Below are 17820 nucleotides of genomic sequence, written 5' to 3'. Positions count from 1 at the left end.
GGCCAGGCCCCGCTCCCGAGGCCATGAACTGACCCCTTGATCCCCCTCTAATCCGGCTCAAGTTCGCGCCGGCGCCGCGAACAATGGGAGGAAGCCCAGAACCTTCCTCCATGGCCGCCTCCGACCAAGACCGCAACTTACCTGCCTCGCAGCGAAAGCTCGACAAGGCCCGCAAAGAGGGCCAGGTCGTCCGCTCGCGCGATCTCGGGCACTTCGCGGCCATCGCGGTGGGCGGCGCCTTGCTGGTGGCCTTGGCACCGCAGATTTCACACTGGTCGGCCGGGTTGCTCTCGCGCGGGCTGCGGTTCAACGCGGCCTCGGTGCAGGACCCCGGTTTCATGACCGAGCGCCTCTCGGAGCTGGTGGTGCAGATGATGTGGATCGTCGTGCCGCTGGGCGTGTTGATGGCGCTTGTGGCCTTGGCCATGGCGATCGCCGCCGGGGGCTGGGTGTGGTCGCTCAAGCCGCTGATGCCGAGTTTCGAGAAGCTCAACCCGATTGCCGGCCTGCCGAGGCTGTTGTCCAAGCAGCAGCTGGTGGATGCGCTGAAGGCCTCGCTGCTCGCGCTCGTGCTGTTTGCCATCGGCGGGTTCTACCTGCGCGCCAACATCGAGACCTTTGGCGGCTCGCTGGCGATGGCCTTGCCTGCGGCGCTGTCGCACGCGGGCAGCGCGATCGTCGGCGGCTTGCTGCTCCTGCTGCTGGCCCTGGCCGCGTTCGCCACGATCGATCTGCCCTTGCAGAAGCACATGCACGCCTCGAAGCTCAAGATGAGCCACCAGGAAGTGAAGCAAGAGCACAAGGAAATGGAAGGCAATGCGGAGGTCAAGTCCAAGCAGCGCGCCCGTGCCCGCGAGATGAGCAACAAGCGCATGCTCGCCGCCATCCCGAACGCCGATCTGGTGGTGATGAACCCGACCCACTATGCCGTGGCGCTCAAGTACGACGAAGTGAAGATGGGCGCGCCGCGCGTGGTGGCCAAGGGTGCCGACCTGATCGCGATGAAGATCCGCGACATCGCCAAGGATTCACAAGTGCCGGTGCTGCAGGCGCCGGTGCTCGCGCGTGCGCTCTACGCCCACGCCGAACTCGACCGCGAGATCCCGGCCGCGCTGTTCTCGGCCGTGGCCCAGGTGCTCGCCTACGTGTACCAGCTGCGCGCGGCCATGAGTGGCCGCGTGGCGATGCCGGGCGAGTTGCCCGAGCTCTTCGTGCCGCCCGAGCTGGACCCGCACAACAAGCCAGGCTTCGTGCCTGACGAGGTGCTCGAATGAACGGCTTCATGAAACAGATCCAGTCGTGGCTGGGCCCGCAGCACGCTGGCGCGATGAAGGCGCTGATGGCGCCGGTGTTCATCATCCTCGTGCTTGCGATGATGGTGCTGCCGCTGCCGTCGTTCGCGCTCGACATGCTCTTCACCGTGAACATCGCCATCGCGCTGATGGTGATGGTGGTGGCGGCCTACATGGTGCGGCCGCTCGATTTCTCGGCCTTCCCGACGGTGATCCTGCTCTCCACGCTGATGCGCCTGTCGCTCAACATCGCCTCTACGCGCGTGGTGCTCATGGAGGGCCACACCGGCCCGGGCGCGGCGGGCAAGGTGATCGAGTCGTTCGGGCACTTCCTGATTGGTGGCAACTTCGCGGTCGGCCTGATCGTTTTCGCCATTCTGGTGGTCATCAACTTCGTGGTGGTCACCAAGGGTGCCGAGCGCATTGCCGAAGTAGCGGCGCGTTTCACGCTCGACGCCATGCCGGGAAAGCAGATGGCCATCGATGCCGACCTGAACACCGGCCTCATCGACGACAAGGAAGCCAAGCGCCGCCGCGCCGAGGTGGGTGCCGAGGCCGAGTTCTTCGGCTCCATGGACGGCGCGAGCAAGTTCGTGCGCGGCGATGCGGTCGCGGGCCTGCTGATCCTCTTCATCAACATCATCGGCGGCTTCGTCATCGGCGTGGCGCAGCACAGCCTGTCGGCCGGGCAGGCGGCCAACAGCTACATCCTGCTGGCGATCGGCGACGCGCTGGTGGCGCAGGTGCCGGCGCTGCTGATCTCGGTGGCGGCGGCGATGGTGGTCTCGCGCGTCGGCAAGGAAGAAGACGTCGGCACGCAGATCGGCAACCAGGTGTTCAACTCGCCGCGCACGCTGGCCATCACCTCGGGTGTGATCGGCATGCTCGGCCTGATCCCGGGCATGCCGCACCTGGTATTCCTGATGATCTCGGGCGGGTTGGGCTACGGTGCGTGGGCGATGCACAAGCGCAATCAGCGCGCCAAGCTTGCCCCACCCGCACCCGTGGCCGCACCCGAGCCGAACGCCGAAGCCACCTGGGACGACCTGCAGCCCGTGGACACGCTGGGCCTGGAAGTGGGCTACCGCCTGATCGCGCTGGTGGACAAGGCGCGCCAGGGCGACCTGCTCCAGCGCATCAAGGGCGTGCGCCGCAAGTTCGCGCAAGACGTGGGCTTCCTGCCGCCGCCGGTGCACATCCGCGACAACCTCGAACTCAAGCCCAGCATGTACCGCCTCACGCTGCGCGGTGCCGTGGTGGGCGAGGGCGAAGCCTTCCCCGGCATGCTGCTGGCGATCAACCCGGGTGGTGCCACCACCAAGCTGATCGGCGCCCAGACCACCGACCCCGCCTTCGGCCTGCCGGCGGTGTGGATCGAGGAGCGGCAGCGCGAATCCGCGCAGATGAGCGGCTTCACGGTGGTCGATTGCTCCACCGTGATCGCCACCCACCTGTCGCACCTGATGCAGATGCACGCTGCGCGCCTGCTGGGCCGGGTGGAGGTGCAGCAACTGGTCGAGCACGTGACCAAGCTGGCCCCGAAGATGATCGAAGACGTGGTGCCCAAGATGGTGAGCATCCCGGCGTTGCAAAAGGTGTTGCAGCTTCTGCTCGAAGAGGGCGTGCACATCCGCGACATGCGCAGCATCGTGGAGTGCCTGGCCGAGCACTCGACCACCGTGAGCGACCCGGCCGAGCTGGCACGCCGCATCCGCATCCACATCGCCCCCGCGATCGTGCAGCAGATTTATGGCCCCACGCAGGAGCTCGAAGTGATCGCGCTCGAACCCGAACTGGAGCGGCTTGTCACGCAGGCGCTCAACTCACCGCACGGCGCCGCGCTCGACCCTGGCGTGGCCGACACCCTCACGCGCAGCGCCGCAGAAAGCGCTAAGCGCCAGGAAGACCTCGGCCACCCGGCCTGCCTTCTGGTGCCCGACATGATCCGCGCGCCCATGGCCCGCCTGCTCAAGCGCGCCGCGCCGCGCCTGCGCGTGCTGGGCCACAGCGAGATCCCCGAGACGCACTCGATCCGCATCGGCTCGATCATTGGCGCTCAGGGCTGAAGCGCTGCTCGCTCGTCCTGGGCAGATGGTCTACGCTGTCGCCTCGCGCGCCAACACTCAGGAAGCCAACCATGCCCAAGCCCATCGCCAACCTCGACGAAGTGGAGTTCACCGACATCGAGGAGAACGGCTACTTCACGTCCAAGCGTGCTCAGTTCAGCGATGGAATCGGTGCCAGCAAGCTCGGCTACAACCTGACGGTGCTGCCTCCCGGCAAGGCGCAGTGCCCCTTTCACAACCACCATGGCGAAGAGGAGATGTTCCTCATCCTCGAAGGGCAGGGGGAGCTGCGCTTCGGTGCCGACCGCTACCCGATCCGCAAGCACGACGTCATCGCCTGCCCGACGGGCGGGCCGGAGGTGGCGCACCAGATCATCAACACCGGAACGGAGCCATTGCGGTACCTGGCCGTCTCCAACGTGGTGGAGATCGAGACCTGCGAGTACCCGGACTCCAACAAGATCATGATCAGTGCAGGTCGACGCGGTGAGCATGGCTTGTGGAAGATGTTCTCCTCCGAAGACACGGTCGACTACTACGACCGGGAGAGCAACGAGCCACCGTCGGGCCGGGATTGAGCTTCCCGCCTCGCGTTTGCAGCTCAAGCCGGGAGGTTCAACACCTTCTGAATGCCCTTGAGCAGGATCTCATCCTTGTGCGGCTTGACGATCCAGGCCACCACGCCGCTGTCCTTGCCACGTGCCTTCAGCTCGGGGCTGGATTGCGTGGTCAGCATGAAGATCGGCACCGTGATGCCTTGCTGCTTGAAGTGGCCGCACATGGTGAGGCCATCCATGCCGGGCATGTTGAGGTCGGAGATCACCAAGTCCACCGGCTGCTGGGTGATGGCTTCGAGCGCCTTCTCGCCGTTCTCGGCCTCGAAGACCTCGTAGCCGTGCTGGGTGAGCAGGTTGCGCAAGGCGCTGCGGATGGCGTGTGCATCGTCAACCACAAGAATGCGTGGCATGGTCAGGCTCCGGAGTTGGGTTGCACGCACACGCGGTTGCGGCCGCTGTGCTTGGCTTGATACAGGTACTTGTCCGCGCGCTGGATGAGTGAATCCAGCGTGTCGATGTTCTGGCAGAAGGCTACGCCGCAGCTGGTGGTCACATGCACGCGCTGGCCGCCTCCGATGTCGATCGGGTGCGCCTCCAGATGCGCGCGGATGCGCTCTGCCACCACCGCGCCGCCGGGCCCGGCCGCGTCGCTGTTGGGCAGGGCGAGAACGAACTCCTCGCCACCGAAGCGGATGGGGATGTCGGTGGCCCGCACGCACGACTTGATCACCTGGCCGACGGCACGGATCACGGTGTCGCCGGCGTCGTGCCCGTAGGTGTCGTTGATCTTCTTGAAGTGGTCGATGTCGAGCATCACCACCGCGAGCTCCATCAGGTGGCCACGCTTGGCCGATGCGATCAGCGGGCTGACGCTGTCGGTCATGAACAGGCGCGTGTACAGGCCCGACAGTGGGTCGCGGATGGCGCTCTCGTACATGGCCTTGGCCTGGCGGCCGAGCATCGCGGCCTTCTCGATCTCGCTTTGCGCCTGCTGGCTCGCGGTGATGTCTTCGAGCACCGCGAGGTAGTAGTCGATCACCTGGTTGCGCACGATGGGCTGGAAGCGAACGCGCAGCCAGCGCGGGCTGCCGCCGTTCTGCTGGATGCACAGGCGATCGATCTGGTCGGAGTGGGGCGCTAGCTCCTGGAACTCGAGTGCCGGGCGATGCGCGTGGCCGCGCAGGCGCTCGAACACGCCGTCAATCTCGCGCAGGCGGCCTTCGTTGTCACGCTGGAGCAGCGCACGCAACGACCAGCCGTTCAGCTCCTTCTGGTTGAGCAGCACGGCGCAGTACTCCGACAGCACCTCCATCACCGTGCCGTCAGGGGCAATCAGCAGCAGCCCGAGCGGGATGCTCGAGAAGATGCTCATGAGCTTGAGCTCCGACTGATACAGCTCGGAGAGATCGCTGCCGATCACCGAGATCACTGCGCCTTCGGCGCTGCCCGGGGTTTCCATGCGCTGCATGCGCCAGAAGAACGGGCGGCTGGCGCCGCCTTCGCCCTCGCACAGGATCTCCAGCTTGGCATTGGCCTGGGCCCGCGGGTCGGTGTTGGCGCGCAGTTCGTTGAAGTGATGCAGCAGCATCGCGCGGCTCTCGTCGCTGAAGAACGAGGCGAAATCGAGGTGCAGCACCCCACCCATGCTCGCACCCACGAGGTCGCAGAACAGGCGGTTGCTGCGGATGATGCGGTTGTCCTGGTTGATCACCACGAACACGCTCGGCACGTTGTCGAGCACCTGTTCGCTGTGCTCGCAGGCGCCCTCGAGCATCGAGAGGATGCGTTGCGACGCCAGCAGTTCGTTCTTGGCGCTCATGCGCGAGCCCCCCGCGCGGTGTGCCGCGGCATGAATGCGAGGGAGCGGCCGGGCGCGCTCATAAGAAATCCAGTTCGCCCGCGTCGGCGGTGTCGTCTTCGCAGCTCACGGCGGTGTAGTCGGCGCCCGGGGGCACCTCGCAGTAGCAGCTGCAGTAGAGCGTGCCGAAGCTGCCGCTCAGGCGCCACACGTCGCCACCCTTGATCACCGCCCCGTTGCGCTCGCTGTAGTCGGCGTAGATCTCGTAGATGCCGCGGGTGCACAGCGGCACGCTCATGCCCATGGGCAGCTGCCTGGCATCGAAGGCGCGGCACAGCCGCCCGCCGACCTGGTTGCTCAATTCCTTGAGGTAGTCGATCACCTGCGCCGGTTCGAGGTCGTGGCCGCTCGCGCCGCTGGCCTCGCGGTACTTCTGCATGTGCTCCAGGTCGAAGTGCAGCTTGAGCGCGATGCGCAGGTCGTGGCTGTTCAGGATCACCATCGACATGTAGCGGCGCAGCACCTGGCCCAGGCGCAGGCCGTCTTCGGGTTCGGCGAGGGTGACGCTTTCATCGTCGAAGTACTGAGCGGCCTGCAGGCGCGATGCTTCCCGCAGCAAGGAGCCGAGCTGCTGCACCGTGGGGTGCGGGCCGGCCAGGGTGGGGTGGGGCATCGGCGCGTTCATGGTCGATCAGGCTCCGGCGAGCTTCTTGAAGGTGGCCAGCACGGCGTCGCCCTTGAAGGGCTTGACGATCCAGCCCTTGATGCCGGCAGCCTTGCCGCGCTCTTTCATGATGGGCGAGTTCTCGGTGGTCAGCATCACGATGTTGACGGCCGCGTTGTTGAGCTCGCCGCGGATCTTCTCGGCCATCGTCAGGCCGTCCATGTTGGGCATGTTGACGTCGCTCACGATCAGCTTGATCTGAGGGTCACCCTTGAGCTTGCTCAGGCCGTCGCGCCCGTCGATCGCGGTCTCGACGGCCAGGCCGTTCTTCTTGAGAAAGTCGCTCACTTCGACACGCACGGTGCTCGAGTCGTCGACAACCAGGATTTGAGCCATGTTTTGATCTCTTGATAGTGGGTGATAGCTGGGTGAGAGGTGGGTGGATGCAGGTTCAGAACATTTCGAGTTCGCCGGCGGTGTCTTCCTCCGCTGCGGCGCTGGCAGGGTCGAATGGGAAGTCCAGGTCCTCGAACGCGCACACGGCGAGGCTCAGCCCCATGCCCACGCCATCGCCCAGATCGGCGTGGTAGTGCCGCAGCAAGGTTGGGTGGACCGCCGTGAGGTGGTCCACCGAACCGTGTTCGAGCACGCAGGGCGTGGACATGCCGATGTGCGGAAAGTGTTGCGACAGATCGCGATTGAGCGCGCCGCAGCACAGGTTGCCGTGCTCCAGCAACTCGTCGGTGAAGCGGGCGTCGTCGATTGCGCTCGGGTCCACATGCGCGAGCGATGCGAGGTGGGCGCGCATGGCAGGGCTGCGGTCGCAGTGCACCAGCAGCAGCACCCGGAACATGTACGACGAGATGGTGAGCATCACCACCTCGGCCGGTGCACGCCCCACCGCGACAGCCGTGTCGCTGGGCTGCACGCTGAAGCTGCTGGCGCTGCTGGCGCTGCTGCCGGCCAGCGAGCCCTTCACCGCCTGCGCGATGAAATGGTCGAAGCCGGCGCTGGCGCGCTCGCTTACCTGGGCGTGGGCGACGGCTCTCATGGCTCTCATGCGGCCTCGGCCATCACCGACTGGCGAGCCTTGCCGTTGAGCAGGCGCAGTTCGGCCAGGGCGCCGGCGATCATCTTGCCGCCGGCCTGCAGGTCCTGGAACGTGGCTCCGGTGATGAGGTCGTTCTTGTAGAGGTTGCTGCGGTAGTCCTTGCTGAGCTTGTCGGCCCGCGTGGCAAGTGCGCGCACCTCGGAGGCCACCACCGCGAAGCCGCGGCCCTGCTCGCCGGCGCGAGCGGCTTCGATCGAGGCGTTGAGCGCCACGATGATCACCTGGTTGACGATCTGCGCGAACTCGTCATTCTTGTCGTGCATCTCGCGGTTGTGGCGCAGCAGCTGGTCGAGCTCGCCGTTCCAGCGTTCGAAGGTGACGATCAGGCCGAGCAGCTTGTCGATGGTCGCGCCGAGTTGGGTGTAGCCGCTTTGCGCCTGGTTGCGCAGGGCCTTCACGCCATGCGTGGCGCGGTTGAGCATCTGCTCGTGCGCGCGCTGCTGCTCATGGGCCTGGGCTTGCAGGCCGGCGCGCTCACGCTCGGCCGCCTCGTGCAGCGCGTCGATCTGGGACTGCAACTCGGCGATGCTGGCCTGGGCATGGCGCTCGACCTCGCTCGTGGCGGCCTGCCGGGCCTGGGCCACGGCGGTCGCGGTGCGCCTGTGCGCCCACCACAGCGTGCCGAGCACGCCGGCGAGCACACCGATGGCGATGAAGGAGAGGGTGGAGATCATGGGCTGATTTCTCGGGTTCTACGCAGTTCTATCGGCCGCCGCTGCCCAGGCTGTAGTCGGGGTGACCCTGGCCGGATTGCAGGCGTGCGCGTAGCGCATCGAACGACATCGCGGCGCTGAGCGAGGCGGCGTACTTGTCGGGCAGCGCGATCACGGTTTCGAAGGCGCGGAAGTCCGCGTCTTCGCGGTCGTCGAGGAAGCGGATGGCGATGCTGCCGCCTTCCTTCTCCAGGAAGCCGCGCACCGCGTCCATGCCCACGCCGCGGCCGGAGATCTCGGTCACCTGCTCCGCAGTCGAGAAACCTGAGCGGAAGATGAGTTGCGCCACCTCGTCGTCGCTGGTTCTCGCGCCGCGCGTCAGCAGGTTCTGGTCGGCTGCGCGCTGGCGGATCTTGGCGACCGCCAGGCCGCGCCCGTCGTCGCGCAAGCGGATCCACAGCTTGCCGTCGTCCACCGAGAGCTGCATGCCGATCTGCCCGGCGGCCGGCTTGTTGGCAGCCTGTCGGTCCTCGGCCGCTTCGAGGCCGTGATCGACCGAGTTGCGCAGCAGGTGGGTGAAGAGGTTCTTCAAGAGGCCGGCGGCTTGCGTGCGAATTGCAATGCCGTGGTCTTCGATGCGAATCTGCGGCGCCTCCTTGCCCAGCTCTCGGGCCAGCGAGGGCAGCGACTCCAGCGGGCCGGCCAGGATCTCACCGAGCGGCTGCGTGCCGATCATGTGCAGCGCGGAGCCCACGCGGCCCAGCGTGTCGCGCATGGCGGTGGTGTCTTCACGGTCGACCGACATCAGCATCTGCACCGCCTGGCGCAGCGTGTCGCGCTCGACCATCAGGTACTTGTCGACGCTCGCGCGGCGGCCCGGGCCCTTGCGGCCGAGCACCGTGTCGTTCACGTGCGAGTAGGTGTCGAGCAGCGTGCGCACTTCGGCCAGCTCGGCCAGCAGGGCATCGGGTTGCCACTCGGTGGCCTCGTCCTTGCGCAGCGTGTCGTAGCGTTGTTCGGCCACGTGCACCTGGTTGGTCAGGCCCAGCAGGCCGTAGGTGCGGGCGTTGCCCTTGATGGTGTGCATGTTGCGAAACAGCAGGTTCACCGTCTCCAGGTCGCGCACCGGGGCCGCCTCGATCAGGCGCTGGTTCTCGTCGACGAAGGCGCGCGAGCCGTCGATGAACTCGTGGAACTTCTCTTGCGTCACGGCGAGCACTTCGCCGATCAACTGCAGCTCGCGCTTGCGGGTGGTGGCCTCGGCCTCCAGGCGCTTGAGTTCGGTCACGTCGCGTACGCACAGCATGAGCTTCTCGACCGTGCCGGCCTCGTCGTTGGTGATGGGCGACCAGCTCAGTGCGAGCGACTTCACGCGGCCGTCGGCGAGCGTCATGTCGAACTCGGTGGCGAGCAGGTGCGAGTTGAACTCGAAGTTCATCGCGTCTTCGCCGATCACCGAAGCGATGGTGGCGTCGAGCTGCGAGAGCGCATCGGCGCCCAGGCTGCTCTGGCCGAACACCCGCTCCATGACATGCCGGTCGGCGATGTCGCTGGTCTCGAGAATGGTCTCCAGGTACGCCGAGTATTCGGGGTGGATGGCGCCGCCGTTGACCACCGTGAGCACGCCCTGTGGCATGTTCTGCAGCATGGCGTTGATGTCGTTGGTCTTCTGGCGCAGCTGCGCGGTGCGCTCGGCCACGCGCTTTTCGAGCGAGGCGTAGAGCAGCGCGTTGTCGAGCGACACGGCCAGCTGCCCGGCGATCATCGACACCGAATTGAGCCGCTCCGCGCTGAAGGCCGCGCGGCGCTGGTGGTTCTCAAGCACCAGCATGGCGTTCAGGTTGCCTTGCTTCAGGATCGGGGCGAGCACCAGCGAGCACTGCGCGAACTTCTCCACATACGGGTCGTTGGCGAAGCGGTCGTCGCTCGGGGCGTCGTCGATGACCAGAACTTCCTTGGTGCGCTCGGCATAGCGGAAGGCAGACAGCGGCAGCAGGCCGTCGGTGCCAGCCTGCTCCACCGTGACGGCGTCCAGGCCTTCGCCAAGCGAGCTGGCCATCACCCAGGCATGGCTGCCTTCTTCGGGGCGCACCACCAGGTAGACGCCGGTGGCGCCGGTGATGGCGCCCAGCACCTTGCCCACCTGCGCGGTGAGGCGCGAGAGGCTGGTCTCGGAGCTCAGCGCCTGCGAGGCGCGCAGCACACCCATCATGTCGACCATCTCGGTGTCGACCACGGTGCTTTGCGTGCCGCCGCCGCCCTTGCCGAGCTTGCTGGTGGCGCGCAGGAAAGCGTGCTGGCGGCGCAGTTCCTTCACCTTGGCCGAGGCACCCCAGGCTTCGTAGGTCTCCGAGGCGTGGGCGAGCAGCGGGCGGGCGGCTTCTTCCATGCCTTGGGCGAGCAGGAAGAGCGCGGCGCGTTCGTGAATGATGGCGGTGTGCCAAGGGCGCGCGTGCAGGGTCGACTCTTTCACGGCGGCGTCGAAGGCGGCGCCCGCGGCCCACACCGTGTCGGCGGCCCAGGCGCGTTCGGCCTCGATCCAGCGTTGCAGGTGCAAAAAGTTGTCGGGCGCATCGGCGGCGCGGGCGGCCAGCCAGGCGAAGTGCTTGTCGAACTCTTCCAGCACCGGGGCGCGTTCGTCGGCCGACAGCTTGCGGGCCTTGTCGGCCAGCGCCAGGCATTGCAGCGCACGCAGCATGCCCGTGATGTAGTAGCCAGGCAGGCGCGCTGACAGCGCCATGGCGGCGGCCACGTTGCCAGCCATCGTGGGCATGTCGCCGAAGATGGCCGCGCTCATGGCGCGGAAGGCACGGTAGGTGGCGGCCGTCGCGCTGGTCGGGTCGGCCTTCAGCTTCTCCACGTAAGCGTCTTCATCGAAGAGCTCGCAGGTGAAGTGGCCGGGCTTCTCGGTCTGCCCGCGCAGTGTCCTGATGAATTGGCGGCGCGGGAGGTAGCGCTGTTCGAACTCGATGTTCTTGGTGCGCTCGGCCATCTCAAGGCCTTCTTCCAGGTCCTTCCACGCCGGCTCCAGCGTGGGCTTGCAGTCGATCATCGGATCGACCACCACATGGGTGTAGGCGATGAAGGATTCGTCGCCCTGTGCGCGCAGGTCGGCGCGGGCACGCAAGAAAGTGTCGACGACCGATTCGATCGGGTCGACCCAGTGCGCGGCCGAGATGCCAAAGAGCGCGCGCACGAACGAGGTCGAGGGCTCGTAGCCGCGGGCCTCGCCCACCTTCAGCAGATGGCGACCGATGGTGTAGGCGCCGCGGTAGTCCTGCGGTGTGCCGACCATCATCATCTGGATCGCGCCGAGCGAACTCATCAGGCGCGGCGAGGGGCCGTACTCGACCCACATGCGGTGGCATTCGAGGGTCAGCCATGCCCAGGTGGTGAGATCGACGAAGTAGGCCGGGTTGGTGGTCTCCGGCAGCATCCGCGTCAGGGCCACCAGGCGCGGGTCGGCGATCTCGGCCAGCTCGCTGATCTCGCGTTCCTTGGCCTCGCCGCGGTACCAGATGGTCACGCGCTTGAAGCCTTCGCCGAGGGCGGGCAACACGTTCTCGGGTTTGCTCAGGCCGAGGCGGTCGATCACGCCCAGGCCGAGGTTCATGCCGTCGCCCATGCGGCGGCGGTTCATCAGGCTGTAGATCTGGACGCGCGTGGCTTCGAGCAGCGGGGTCGGGTCGGTGACGCTCGCCTGCAGGTCTTCGTACAAGGCATCGCAGTCGGCGAGGCGGCCTTGCTCGAAGAGCGCGCGGTGGTGGTCGATCTTGAGCGCGAGCAGGTGCTCGGCATCGTTCGCACCACTCACCGGGGCCAGCGCCTTGATGGTGGCGGCAAGGTAGCGCTCGGCGGCGGGTGGGTTGCTCAGGCGCAGTTGCTTGGCCGCGGCTTCCATCAGGGCGGCTGCGTGGCGCCGCTCGGATTCGTCGCCGAGGGCGTCTTGCGCGAGCAGGTATTGCTCGGTTGCGAGGCTCTCGAACTCCACCTTCTTGCTCGCCGACAGCTTGCGGGCGAGCGACAGGTGCAGGGCCGCGCACGCGTCGGGGCTCATGGACGCGAGGGCAGCGCGGCTCACGCGCTCGTTGGCGCATTGCAGGCCGTCGTCGCCTTGCAGCACCAGACCTTCGTCGATGGCGGGTGCGGCGCGCTTCTTCAGGCCGGCATCGCGCCAGCCGGTGGCAGCGCCCAGCGTGGCCGCAGAGCGCAACCCGCCCAGGCAGGCCACGGCCTGCAGCAAGGCGATGCTGTCTTGGGGCAGGCTGGCGATGCGCTGCGCCAACTCGGCCGGGCTCGCCTGGCCGGCGTAGCGGCGCAAGGCGTCGGCGCTCCAGCGCCACTCGCCCAGGTGCTGTACCAGCACGCCGTCGTCGCGCAGGGCGTTGAGCAGCGCGAGGCTGCGGCCGGGGTTGTGGTGGGCGCGCAGTGCCAGCGCGTCGGCGAGAAGCCGGGCCTCGGCCTGCGGCAGGCGCAGGATGCCGGCCACGAACTCGCCCGACGACGCCGGGCTGAGCGGCGCCAGTGCCAGCGCCGCTCGCGTGCGCGGGCCGGTCTTCCAGCGCGCGATGCGGGTGGCCAGCTCGGTGTCGGCGGCCATGGCGTCGGTGTTGACGCTGCACAGCAGCATCATGCTGGCGACCGCCTGCTTGCCCATGAAGCTGGAGTCGAGCGACTTGAGCGACAGCGCGGGCGCCCAGTGCACGTCGTCATAGATCAGCACCAGCGGGCGCTCTGGGCTGGCAATGCAGCGCAGCAGCGCGAGCGTGGCGAGGGCCACGCGCTTGCCCGCTTCCTCGGGGGCCAGCTCGACGGCAGGGTGCTCACCCAGCAGCATCTGGTATTCGGGCAGCAGCGAGGGGCCCACGCCCAAGTGCCCTTCCAGGCCTTTCAGGATGCGGGCGCGGTAGACCGCGAGTTGCTCTTCGGGCAGGGCCAGCAGCTGGCGCCCCAGGGCTTGCAGCGTGTCTTGCCCGCTGCCCTCGCTGCGTTGCAGTTCGGCGGTCGACTTGACCGAGACGACCCACGGGCGGTGGGCCGCAATGGCACTGCGAAAGTCATCGATCAGCGCCGTCTTGCCGGCACCCGTGGAGCCTTCGAGAAGCACCATGGGCGTTTCGCCACGGCGCGCGGCCTCGAAGGCTTCGCGCAGTGCGGCGCGCTGGGGCTCGATGTCCATCAGATGGGCCGGCGCCTGCAGGCGCGCGCCGAAGTCGTAGCGGCACAGCGTGAAGGGCTCGACGCCACCGGCAGCCAGGCCCGCGGCGATGAGGCTCAGATCCTGGATCAGGCCTTCGGCGCTCTGGTAGCGCTGGTCAGGCTCCTTCTCGAGCAGGCGCAGCACCAGGGCCGAGAGCATGGGCGGCACGGCCGCGTTCACGGTCTCGGGCGCGTCAGGCACGCGCACCAGGTGGTCGTGCACCAGTTCCAGCAGGTCGGTGCTTTCGAAGGGCTTGCGTTGCGTCAACAACTCATACAGCGTGACGCCCAGCGAATACAGGTCGGAGCGCTGGTCGGGTGTGCGACCGGTGCGCCCGGTCTGCTCGGGCGACATATAGGACAAGGTGCCGGCCATGCCGCCGGCCTGCTCGTCGGTGGCGGCCTGCTGCGCGCTCAGCTCGGCGGCGATGTTGAAGTCGATCAGCGTGGGCGCCAGCGTCTGCGGGTGGATCAGCAGGTTGGCCGGGCAGATGTCCTTGTGGATCACGCCCGCCTTGTGCACCTTGGCCAGCGTGGTGGCCACGGCGATGCCGTAGGCCAGCACCTGCGCCACACCCAGTGTCTTGCCGCGCAAGAAATCGGCCAGCGACTCGCCGCCTTCATCTTGCAGCGCCAGTGTGTTGGGTTCGGCCGGCACGCCCACAGCCAGCTTCACCACGCCCTCGATCCGCGCCAGCCGGGCGAGCATGGTTGCCTCATGGCTCAGCCGGCGGATCGCCTGCACGCCGATGGCCTGCTTGATCACCACATGGCCACCGCCGGGCAGCGCGCGGCGCGACACGCGTGCATGGTCGTTGTTGTAGAGAACGGTCTCGGTGTTGTCGCCAGCAGCCTGGGTTGCGCCGTGTTGGGTTGTCACACATCACCTCTTTTGTTGTGGAGTGGTCCGGCGCAGGGGTAGTCGCGCTGGGGACAGCTGCATCTGTATCGACACGTAACCCGCGGAATTGAGTGCGGGCGAACCCCAGGCCCAGGCCGCATTTCGTGCGCGGCGTCACACCTGGCGGTTCAAAGCCGGAAAAGCCCCGGATCCCGCCCCTTCATCGCGCTCAAGTTTTTTCGGCGCACCGGAACAATGAGTCAGCGCCACAACCACGGCGACCGTTCCCATGACCCGATGCCTTGAACACGCCGTACTGCCAGCCCATGCCGACCAATTGGCCGGGTTTCGGCTCGCTGATCGCCCGACCGTCGAGGCACACCCTCTTACACACTTGATGCCATGCCAGGCCCGCACCCGCGGCCCGGCCAAGCGGAGCAAGCCATGAACGTCAAACGCTTTACAGCGCGCACTTCGCGCGACGCCCTGACCCTGGTGCGCCAGGCTTTCGGCGAAGACGCCGTGGTCTTGTCCACCAAGCCCTGCCCGGAAGGTGTCGAGGTGCTCGCCATGGCCCCCGAAAGCGTGCAGCAGATCGAGCGCCTGTCGGCCTCGTCGATCGCCGCTCGCAGCCAGCCCCAGCAGCCTGCCGGCCGTGCTGCCGCACCGGCCCGTGCCGCCGCGCCCGTGCAAGTGGCCGAGCAGGAAGTGACCGAAGACGTCGCTCGCCTGTCGATGAGCACGCTCTCGTTCCAGGACTACGTGCGTGAGCGCATGCTCAAGCGCCGCCAGGCCGCAATGAACGCGCAGACCGCGCGCCAGCCCGATTCGGGCTTTGCCGATTCGCGCCAGGACCTCGACCCCGACCTGCCCGGCGCGCTCGAACACCGCCTGGCGGTTCGCAATGCCGTCATGCCGCAACAGGAGATGCCCCAGCCTGCGATGCACGCACAGCCCGCGCCGCAACGCGCCGCGCTGCGCGAGCCGCCGGTTCTGCGCGAAGCCGTCCAGCACGCCGCCACTTCCCCTGTGCATGCGCCGATGCATGCACCCATGTCAGCGCCTGCCGCCGTGCCTTCTCTGGCCGATGCATCGAGCGCCGTCAACCAGGCCGCCGCGCGCCGCGAGCAGCAAGACATGATGAATGAGCTGCGCTCGATGAAGGGCCTGATCGAAGACCGCTTCGGTGCGCTCGCCTTCATGGAGAAGATGCAGCGCCAGCCGCAGCAGGCCCAGTTGATCCAGAAGCTGCTCGACTGCGGCTTCTCGCCGGCCCTCACGCGCAAGCTGGTCGAATCGCTGCCTGCCGACGTGCCCGATGAATCCGCCTGGGCCGCCAGCGTGCTTGAGCGCAACCTGCTCACCGGCGAAGCCGAGCACGCGCTCGAAGACCAGGGCGGCGTCTATGCCCTGATCGGCTCCACCGGCGTGGGCAAGACCACCAGCGCCGCCAAGATCGCGGCCGCCTTTGCTTCCAAGCACGGCGCCAACCAGCTCGGCCTGATCACGCTCGACGCCTACCGCCTCGGCGCCCACGAACAACTGCGCGCCTACGGCCGCATCCTGGGCGTGCCGGTGCACACCGCACACGATCGTGCCTCGCTCGAAGACCTGCTGGAGTTGCTGTCCAGCAAGAAGATGGTGCTGATCGACACCGCCGGCATGGCGCAACGCGACACCCGCACCCGCGAGCTGCTGGAGATGCTCTCGCACCGCTCGATCCAGAAGCTGCTCGTCATCAACGCCTCGGCGCAAGGCGAGACGATCGAAGACGTGATGATTTCGTACCGCGCCGCCGCCTGCAAGGGCATCGTTCTCTCGAAGATGGACGAAGCCGTCAAGCTCGCCCCGGCGCTCGACGCGCTGATCCGCCACAAGCTGAAGGTGGTGGGCGTGGCCAACGGCCAGCGCGTGCCCGAAGACTGGCACCGCCTCTCGTCGCACGCCCTGGTGCACCGCGCCATGCGCGTGAACGTGAACCCGGCCTACCGCGTGGAAGCCGGCGACGTGAACCTCATCTTCACGGCCCGCCAGCAGGCGCAACGTGCGCGCCCTTCGCTGCAGGTTTGATTCCGCATTCGATCTGAACGAGCCACCACCCGAACAGAATTTCATGCACGACGCATTCGATTCGTCCTACCCGGCCGACCAGGCCCATGGCCTGCGCCAGATGTTCGCCCACGCCCGCGTGCGCTACGTCCCGGTCGTCGCCAACCCGCACGTCGCGTTCGGCGGCGTGATGCTTGAACGGCTTTGCACCGCCTTTGGCGAGATGGGTGCGCACGTGCTGGTGATCGACGCCAGCGACCGCGCGCCCACGCCCGCCGAGATGGCCGCTCTCGACCTGGGCGTGTGCATCGAAACCTTGTCGCCGCAGGTCTCCTACCTCGCCGCGCGCGGCCTGCCGGTGCGCTATGTGGACGCGCAGGGTTCGACCGCGGGCTTTCTGCAGGCCGTGGCCGATGCCGCGCCGCAGGCCGACGTGGTGCTCGTGCACGCGACCGAAACCGACCTGTGCCGTCTCTTCCCGCGCAGTGCAGCGCGCCCCTTGCTGCTGGCCGACGACCGCCCCTCCAGCGTGACGCACGCCTACGCCGCGATGAAGCTGCTCACGCAGCGCGCCGGGCTGGTGGTGTTCGACCTGCTGCTGTGCGCCGCGCCGACCTCGCCGCGCGCCGAGCGCATTGCCCTGCAACTCGCCACCTGCGCCGACAGCTACATCGGTGCCGTGTTGCGCGACTGGCTGCAGATCGACCCCGCGTCAGACGCCCGCGAGGCCCCCACGAGCGCGCTGCGCCGCTGGGCCCGCGAAGCGCTCGTCAACGCACCGGCCGGCCCGCAGCCGCTGCCGGGCGCTGCGAGCGCCTGGGCGCCACAACACGCCATGAATTGACCTCTCGGAGCCGACCCATGTACACCGCCAAAGGCCAACTCGACGTCAACTCGATGCTCAAGCAGTACAGCCCGCTGGTGCGCCGCCTGGCCCACCAGATGATCGCCAAGCTGCCTGCCAACGTCGAGCTCGACGACCTGATCCAGGTCGGCATGATCGGGCTCACCGATGCCCTGAGCCGCTTTGATGCCGCGCAAGGCGTGCAGTTCGAGACCTTCGCCACCCAGCGCATCCGCGGCGCCATGCTCGACGAGCTGCGCGGCAACGACTACCTCTCGCGCGGCGTGCGCAAGCAGCAGCGCAGCATCGAGGGCGCCGTGCACAAGCTGGAGCAAAAGCTCGGCCGTGCGCCGGCCGAGAGCGAGATCGCCCGCGAGATGGGCGTCACGCTCACCGAATACCAGGAGCTGCTCGGCAAGGTGCGTGGTACCCAGCTCGTTTACCTCGAAGACATGTCGGGCGACGATGGCGACAACGACTACCTCGACCGCCACGTGGCCGACGAAAGCTTCAACCCGCTCGCGCAACTGCAAGACCAGCGCATGCGCGAGGCCCTGGTCGAAGGCATCAAGAACCTGCCCGAGCGCGAGCAGTACGTGATGAGCATGTACTACGAGCACGACATGAACCTGAAAGAGATCGCCGCCGTGCTCAAGGTGACCGAATCGCGCGTGTGCCAGCTGCACAGCCAGTCGATCGCGCGCCTGCGCGTGAAGCTGCGCGAGTGGTAGGCGCGTGTGAGGCAC

Annotated in this window: 13 protein-coding genes; 6 read left to right on the top strand and 7 right to left on the bottom strand. The window is 67.3% G+C overall.

All coding sequences use genetic code 11. The annotated features are described in order from the left end of the window. Nucleotides 1–110: 110 nt before the first annotated feature. From AC1KAR_RS03695 to AC1KAR_RS03685, 3 genes are all read left to right on the top strand, one after another. Nucleotides 111–1274, top strand: coding sequence for an EscU/YscU/HrcU family type III secretion system export apparatus switch protein (locus AC1KAR_RS03695; RefSeq protein WP_480314601.1), 1164 nt, complete (start codon nt 111–113; stop codon nt 1272–1274). Then, the gene (gene flhA, locus AC1KAR_RS03690) at nt 1271–3358 is read left to right on the top strand and encodes a flagellar biosynthesis protein FlhA (protein ID WP_480314600.1); all 2088 of its coding nucleotides are present in this window, start codon (nt 1271–1273) and stop codon (nt 3356–3358) included. Before AC1KAR_RS03695 ends, flhA begins: the two co-directional genes overlap by 4 nt. 71 nt (nt 3359–3429) lie before the next feature. Further along, complete coding sequence (locus AC1KAR_RS03685; protein WP_480314599.1) at nt 3430–3936, top strand: cupin domain-containing protein; 507 nt, start codon at nt 3430–3432, stop codon at nt 3934–3936. Nucleotides 3937–3959: 23 nt separating this feature from the next. Here the strand turns inward: AC1KAR_RS03685 and AC1KAR_RS03680 are convergent, their stop codons facing one another. The 7 genes from AC1KAR_RS03680 to AC1KAR_RS03650 are packed head-to-tail and all read right to left on the bottom strand — an operon-like array spanning nt 3960 to nt 14220. Then, nucleotides 3960–4325 carry a response regulator gene (locus tag AC1KAR_RS03680; protein ID WP_480314598.1) on the bottom strand — a complete coding sequence of 122 codons (366 nt, stop codon included), beginning with the start codon at nt 4323–4325 and terminating at the stop codon, nt 3960–3962. A 2-nt stretch (nt 4326–4327) separates the two neighbouring features. After that, nucleotides 4328–5734 (bottom strand): sensor domain-containing diguanylate cyclase, encoded by a 1407-nt coding sequence (locus AC1KAR_RS03675; RefSeq protein ID WP_480314597.1) that lies wholly within the window; start codon nt 5732–5734, stop codon nt 4328–4330. Between the two features lie 58 nt (nt 5735–5792). Continuing rightward, the gene (locus AC1KAR_RS03670) at nt 5793–6386 is read right to left on the bottom strand and encodes a hypothetical protein (RefSeq protein WP_480314596.1); all 594 of its coding nucleotides are present in this window, start codon (nt 6384–6386) and stop codon (nt 5793–5795) included. A gap of 18 nt (nt 6387–6404) precedes the next feature. Continuing rightward, nucleotides 6405–6773, bottom strand: coding sequence for a response regulator (locus tag AC1KAR_RS03665; protein WP_480314595.1), 369 nt, complete (start codon nt 6771–6773; stop codon nt 6405–6407). 55 nt (nt 6774–6828) lie between these two features. Continuing rightward, nucleotides 6829–7428 carry a hypothetical protein gene (locus tag AC1KAR_RS03660; protein ID WP_480314594.1) on the bottom strand — a complete coding sequence of 200 codons (600 nt, stop codon included), beginning with the start codon at nt 7426–7428 and terminating at the stop codon, nt 6829–6831. 5 nt (nt 7429–7433) lie between these two features. Further along, nucleotides 7434–8162, bottom strand: coding sequence for a methyl-accepting chemotaxis protein (locus AC1KAR_RS03655; protein ID WP_480314593.1), 729 nt, complete (start codon nt 8160–8162; stop codon nt 7434–7436). A 28-nt stretch (nt 8163–8190) separates the two neighbouring features. Further along, a complete protein-coding gene (locus tag AC1KAR_RS03650; RefSeq protein ID WP_480314592.1) occupies nt 8191–14220 on the bottom strand; it encodes a protein kinase domain-containing protein in 6030 nt (2009 codons plus the stop codon). A 405-nt stretch (nt 14221–14625) separates the two neighbouring features. On the opposite strand from AC1KAR_RS03650, the gene flhF reads away from it, so the two are divergent. From flhF to AC1KAR_RS03635, 3 genes are read left to right on the top strand one after another with little or no spacing between them, the layout of a single operon-like run. Then, entirely contained in the window at nt 14626–16251 is a 1626-nt protein-coding gene (flhF, locus tag AC1KAR_RS03645) for a flagellar biosynthesis GTPase FlhF (protein ID WP_480314591.1), read from the top strand. A gap of 43 nt (nt 16252–16294) precedes the next feature. Then, nucleotides 16295–17074: a MinD/ParA family ATP-binding protein gene (locus AC1KAR_RS03640; RefSeq protein ID WP_480314590.1), complete on the top strand. Its 780-nt coding sequence runs from the start codon at nt 16295–16297 to the stop codon at nt 17072–17074. 17 nt (nt 17075–17091) lie between these two features. Then, on the top strand, nt 17092–17805 hold the full coding sequence (locus AC1KAR_RS03635) for an RNA polymerase sigma factor FliA (RefSeq protein ID WP_480314589.1): 714 nt from the start codon (nt 17092–17094) through the stop codon (nt 17803–17805). The last annotated feature ends 15 nt before the right edge of the window (nt 17806–17820 follow it).

The sequence above is a fragment of the Piscinibacter sp. PDB1-1 genome, from assembly GCF_056675995.1.
The sequence above is the reverse complement of the archived record's forward strand: the minus strand, read 5'-3'. Positions and strand labels throughout refer to the sequence as shown.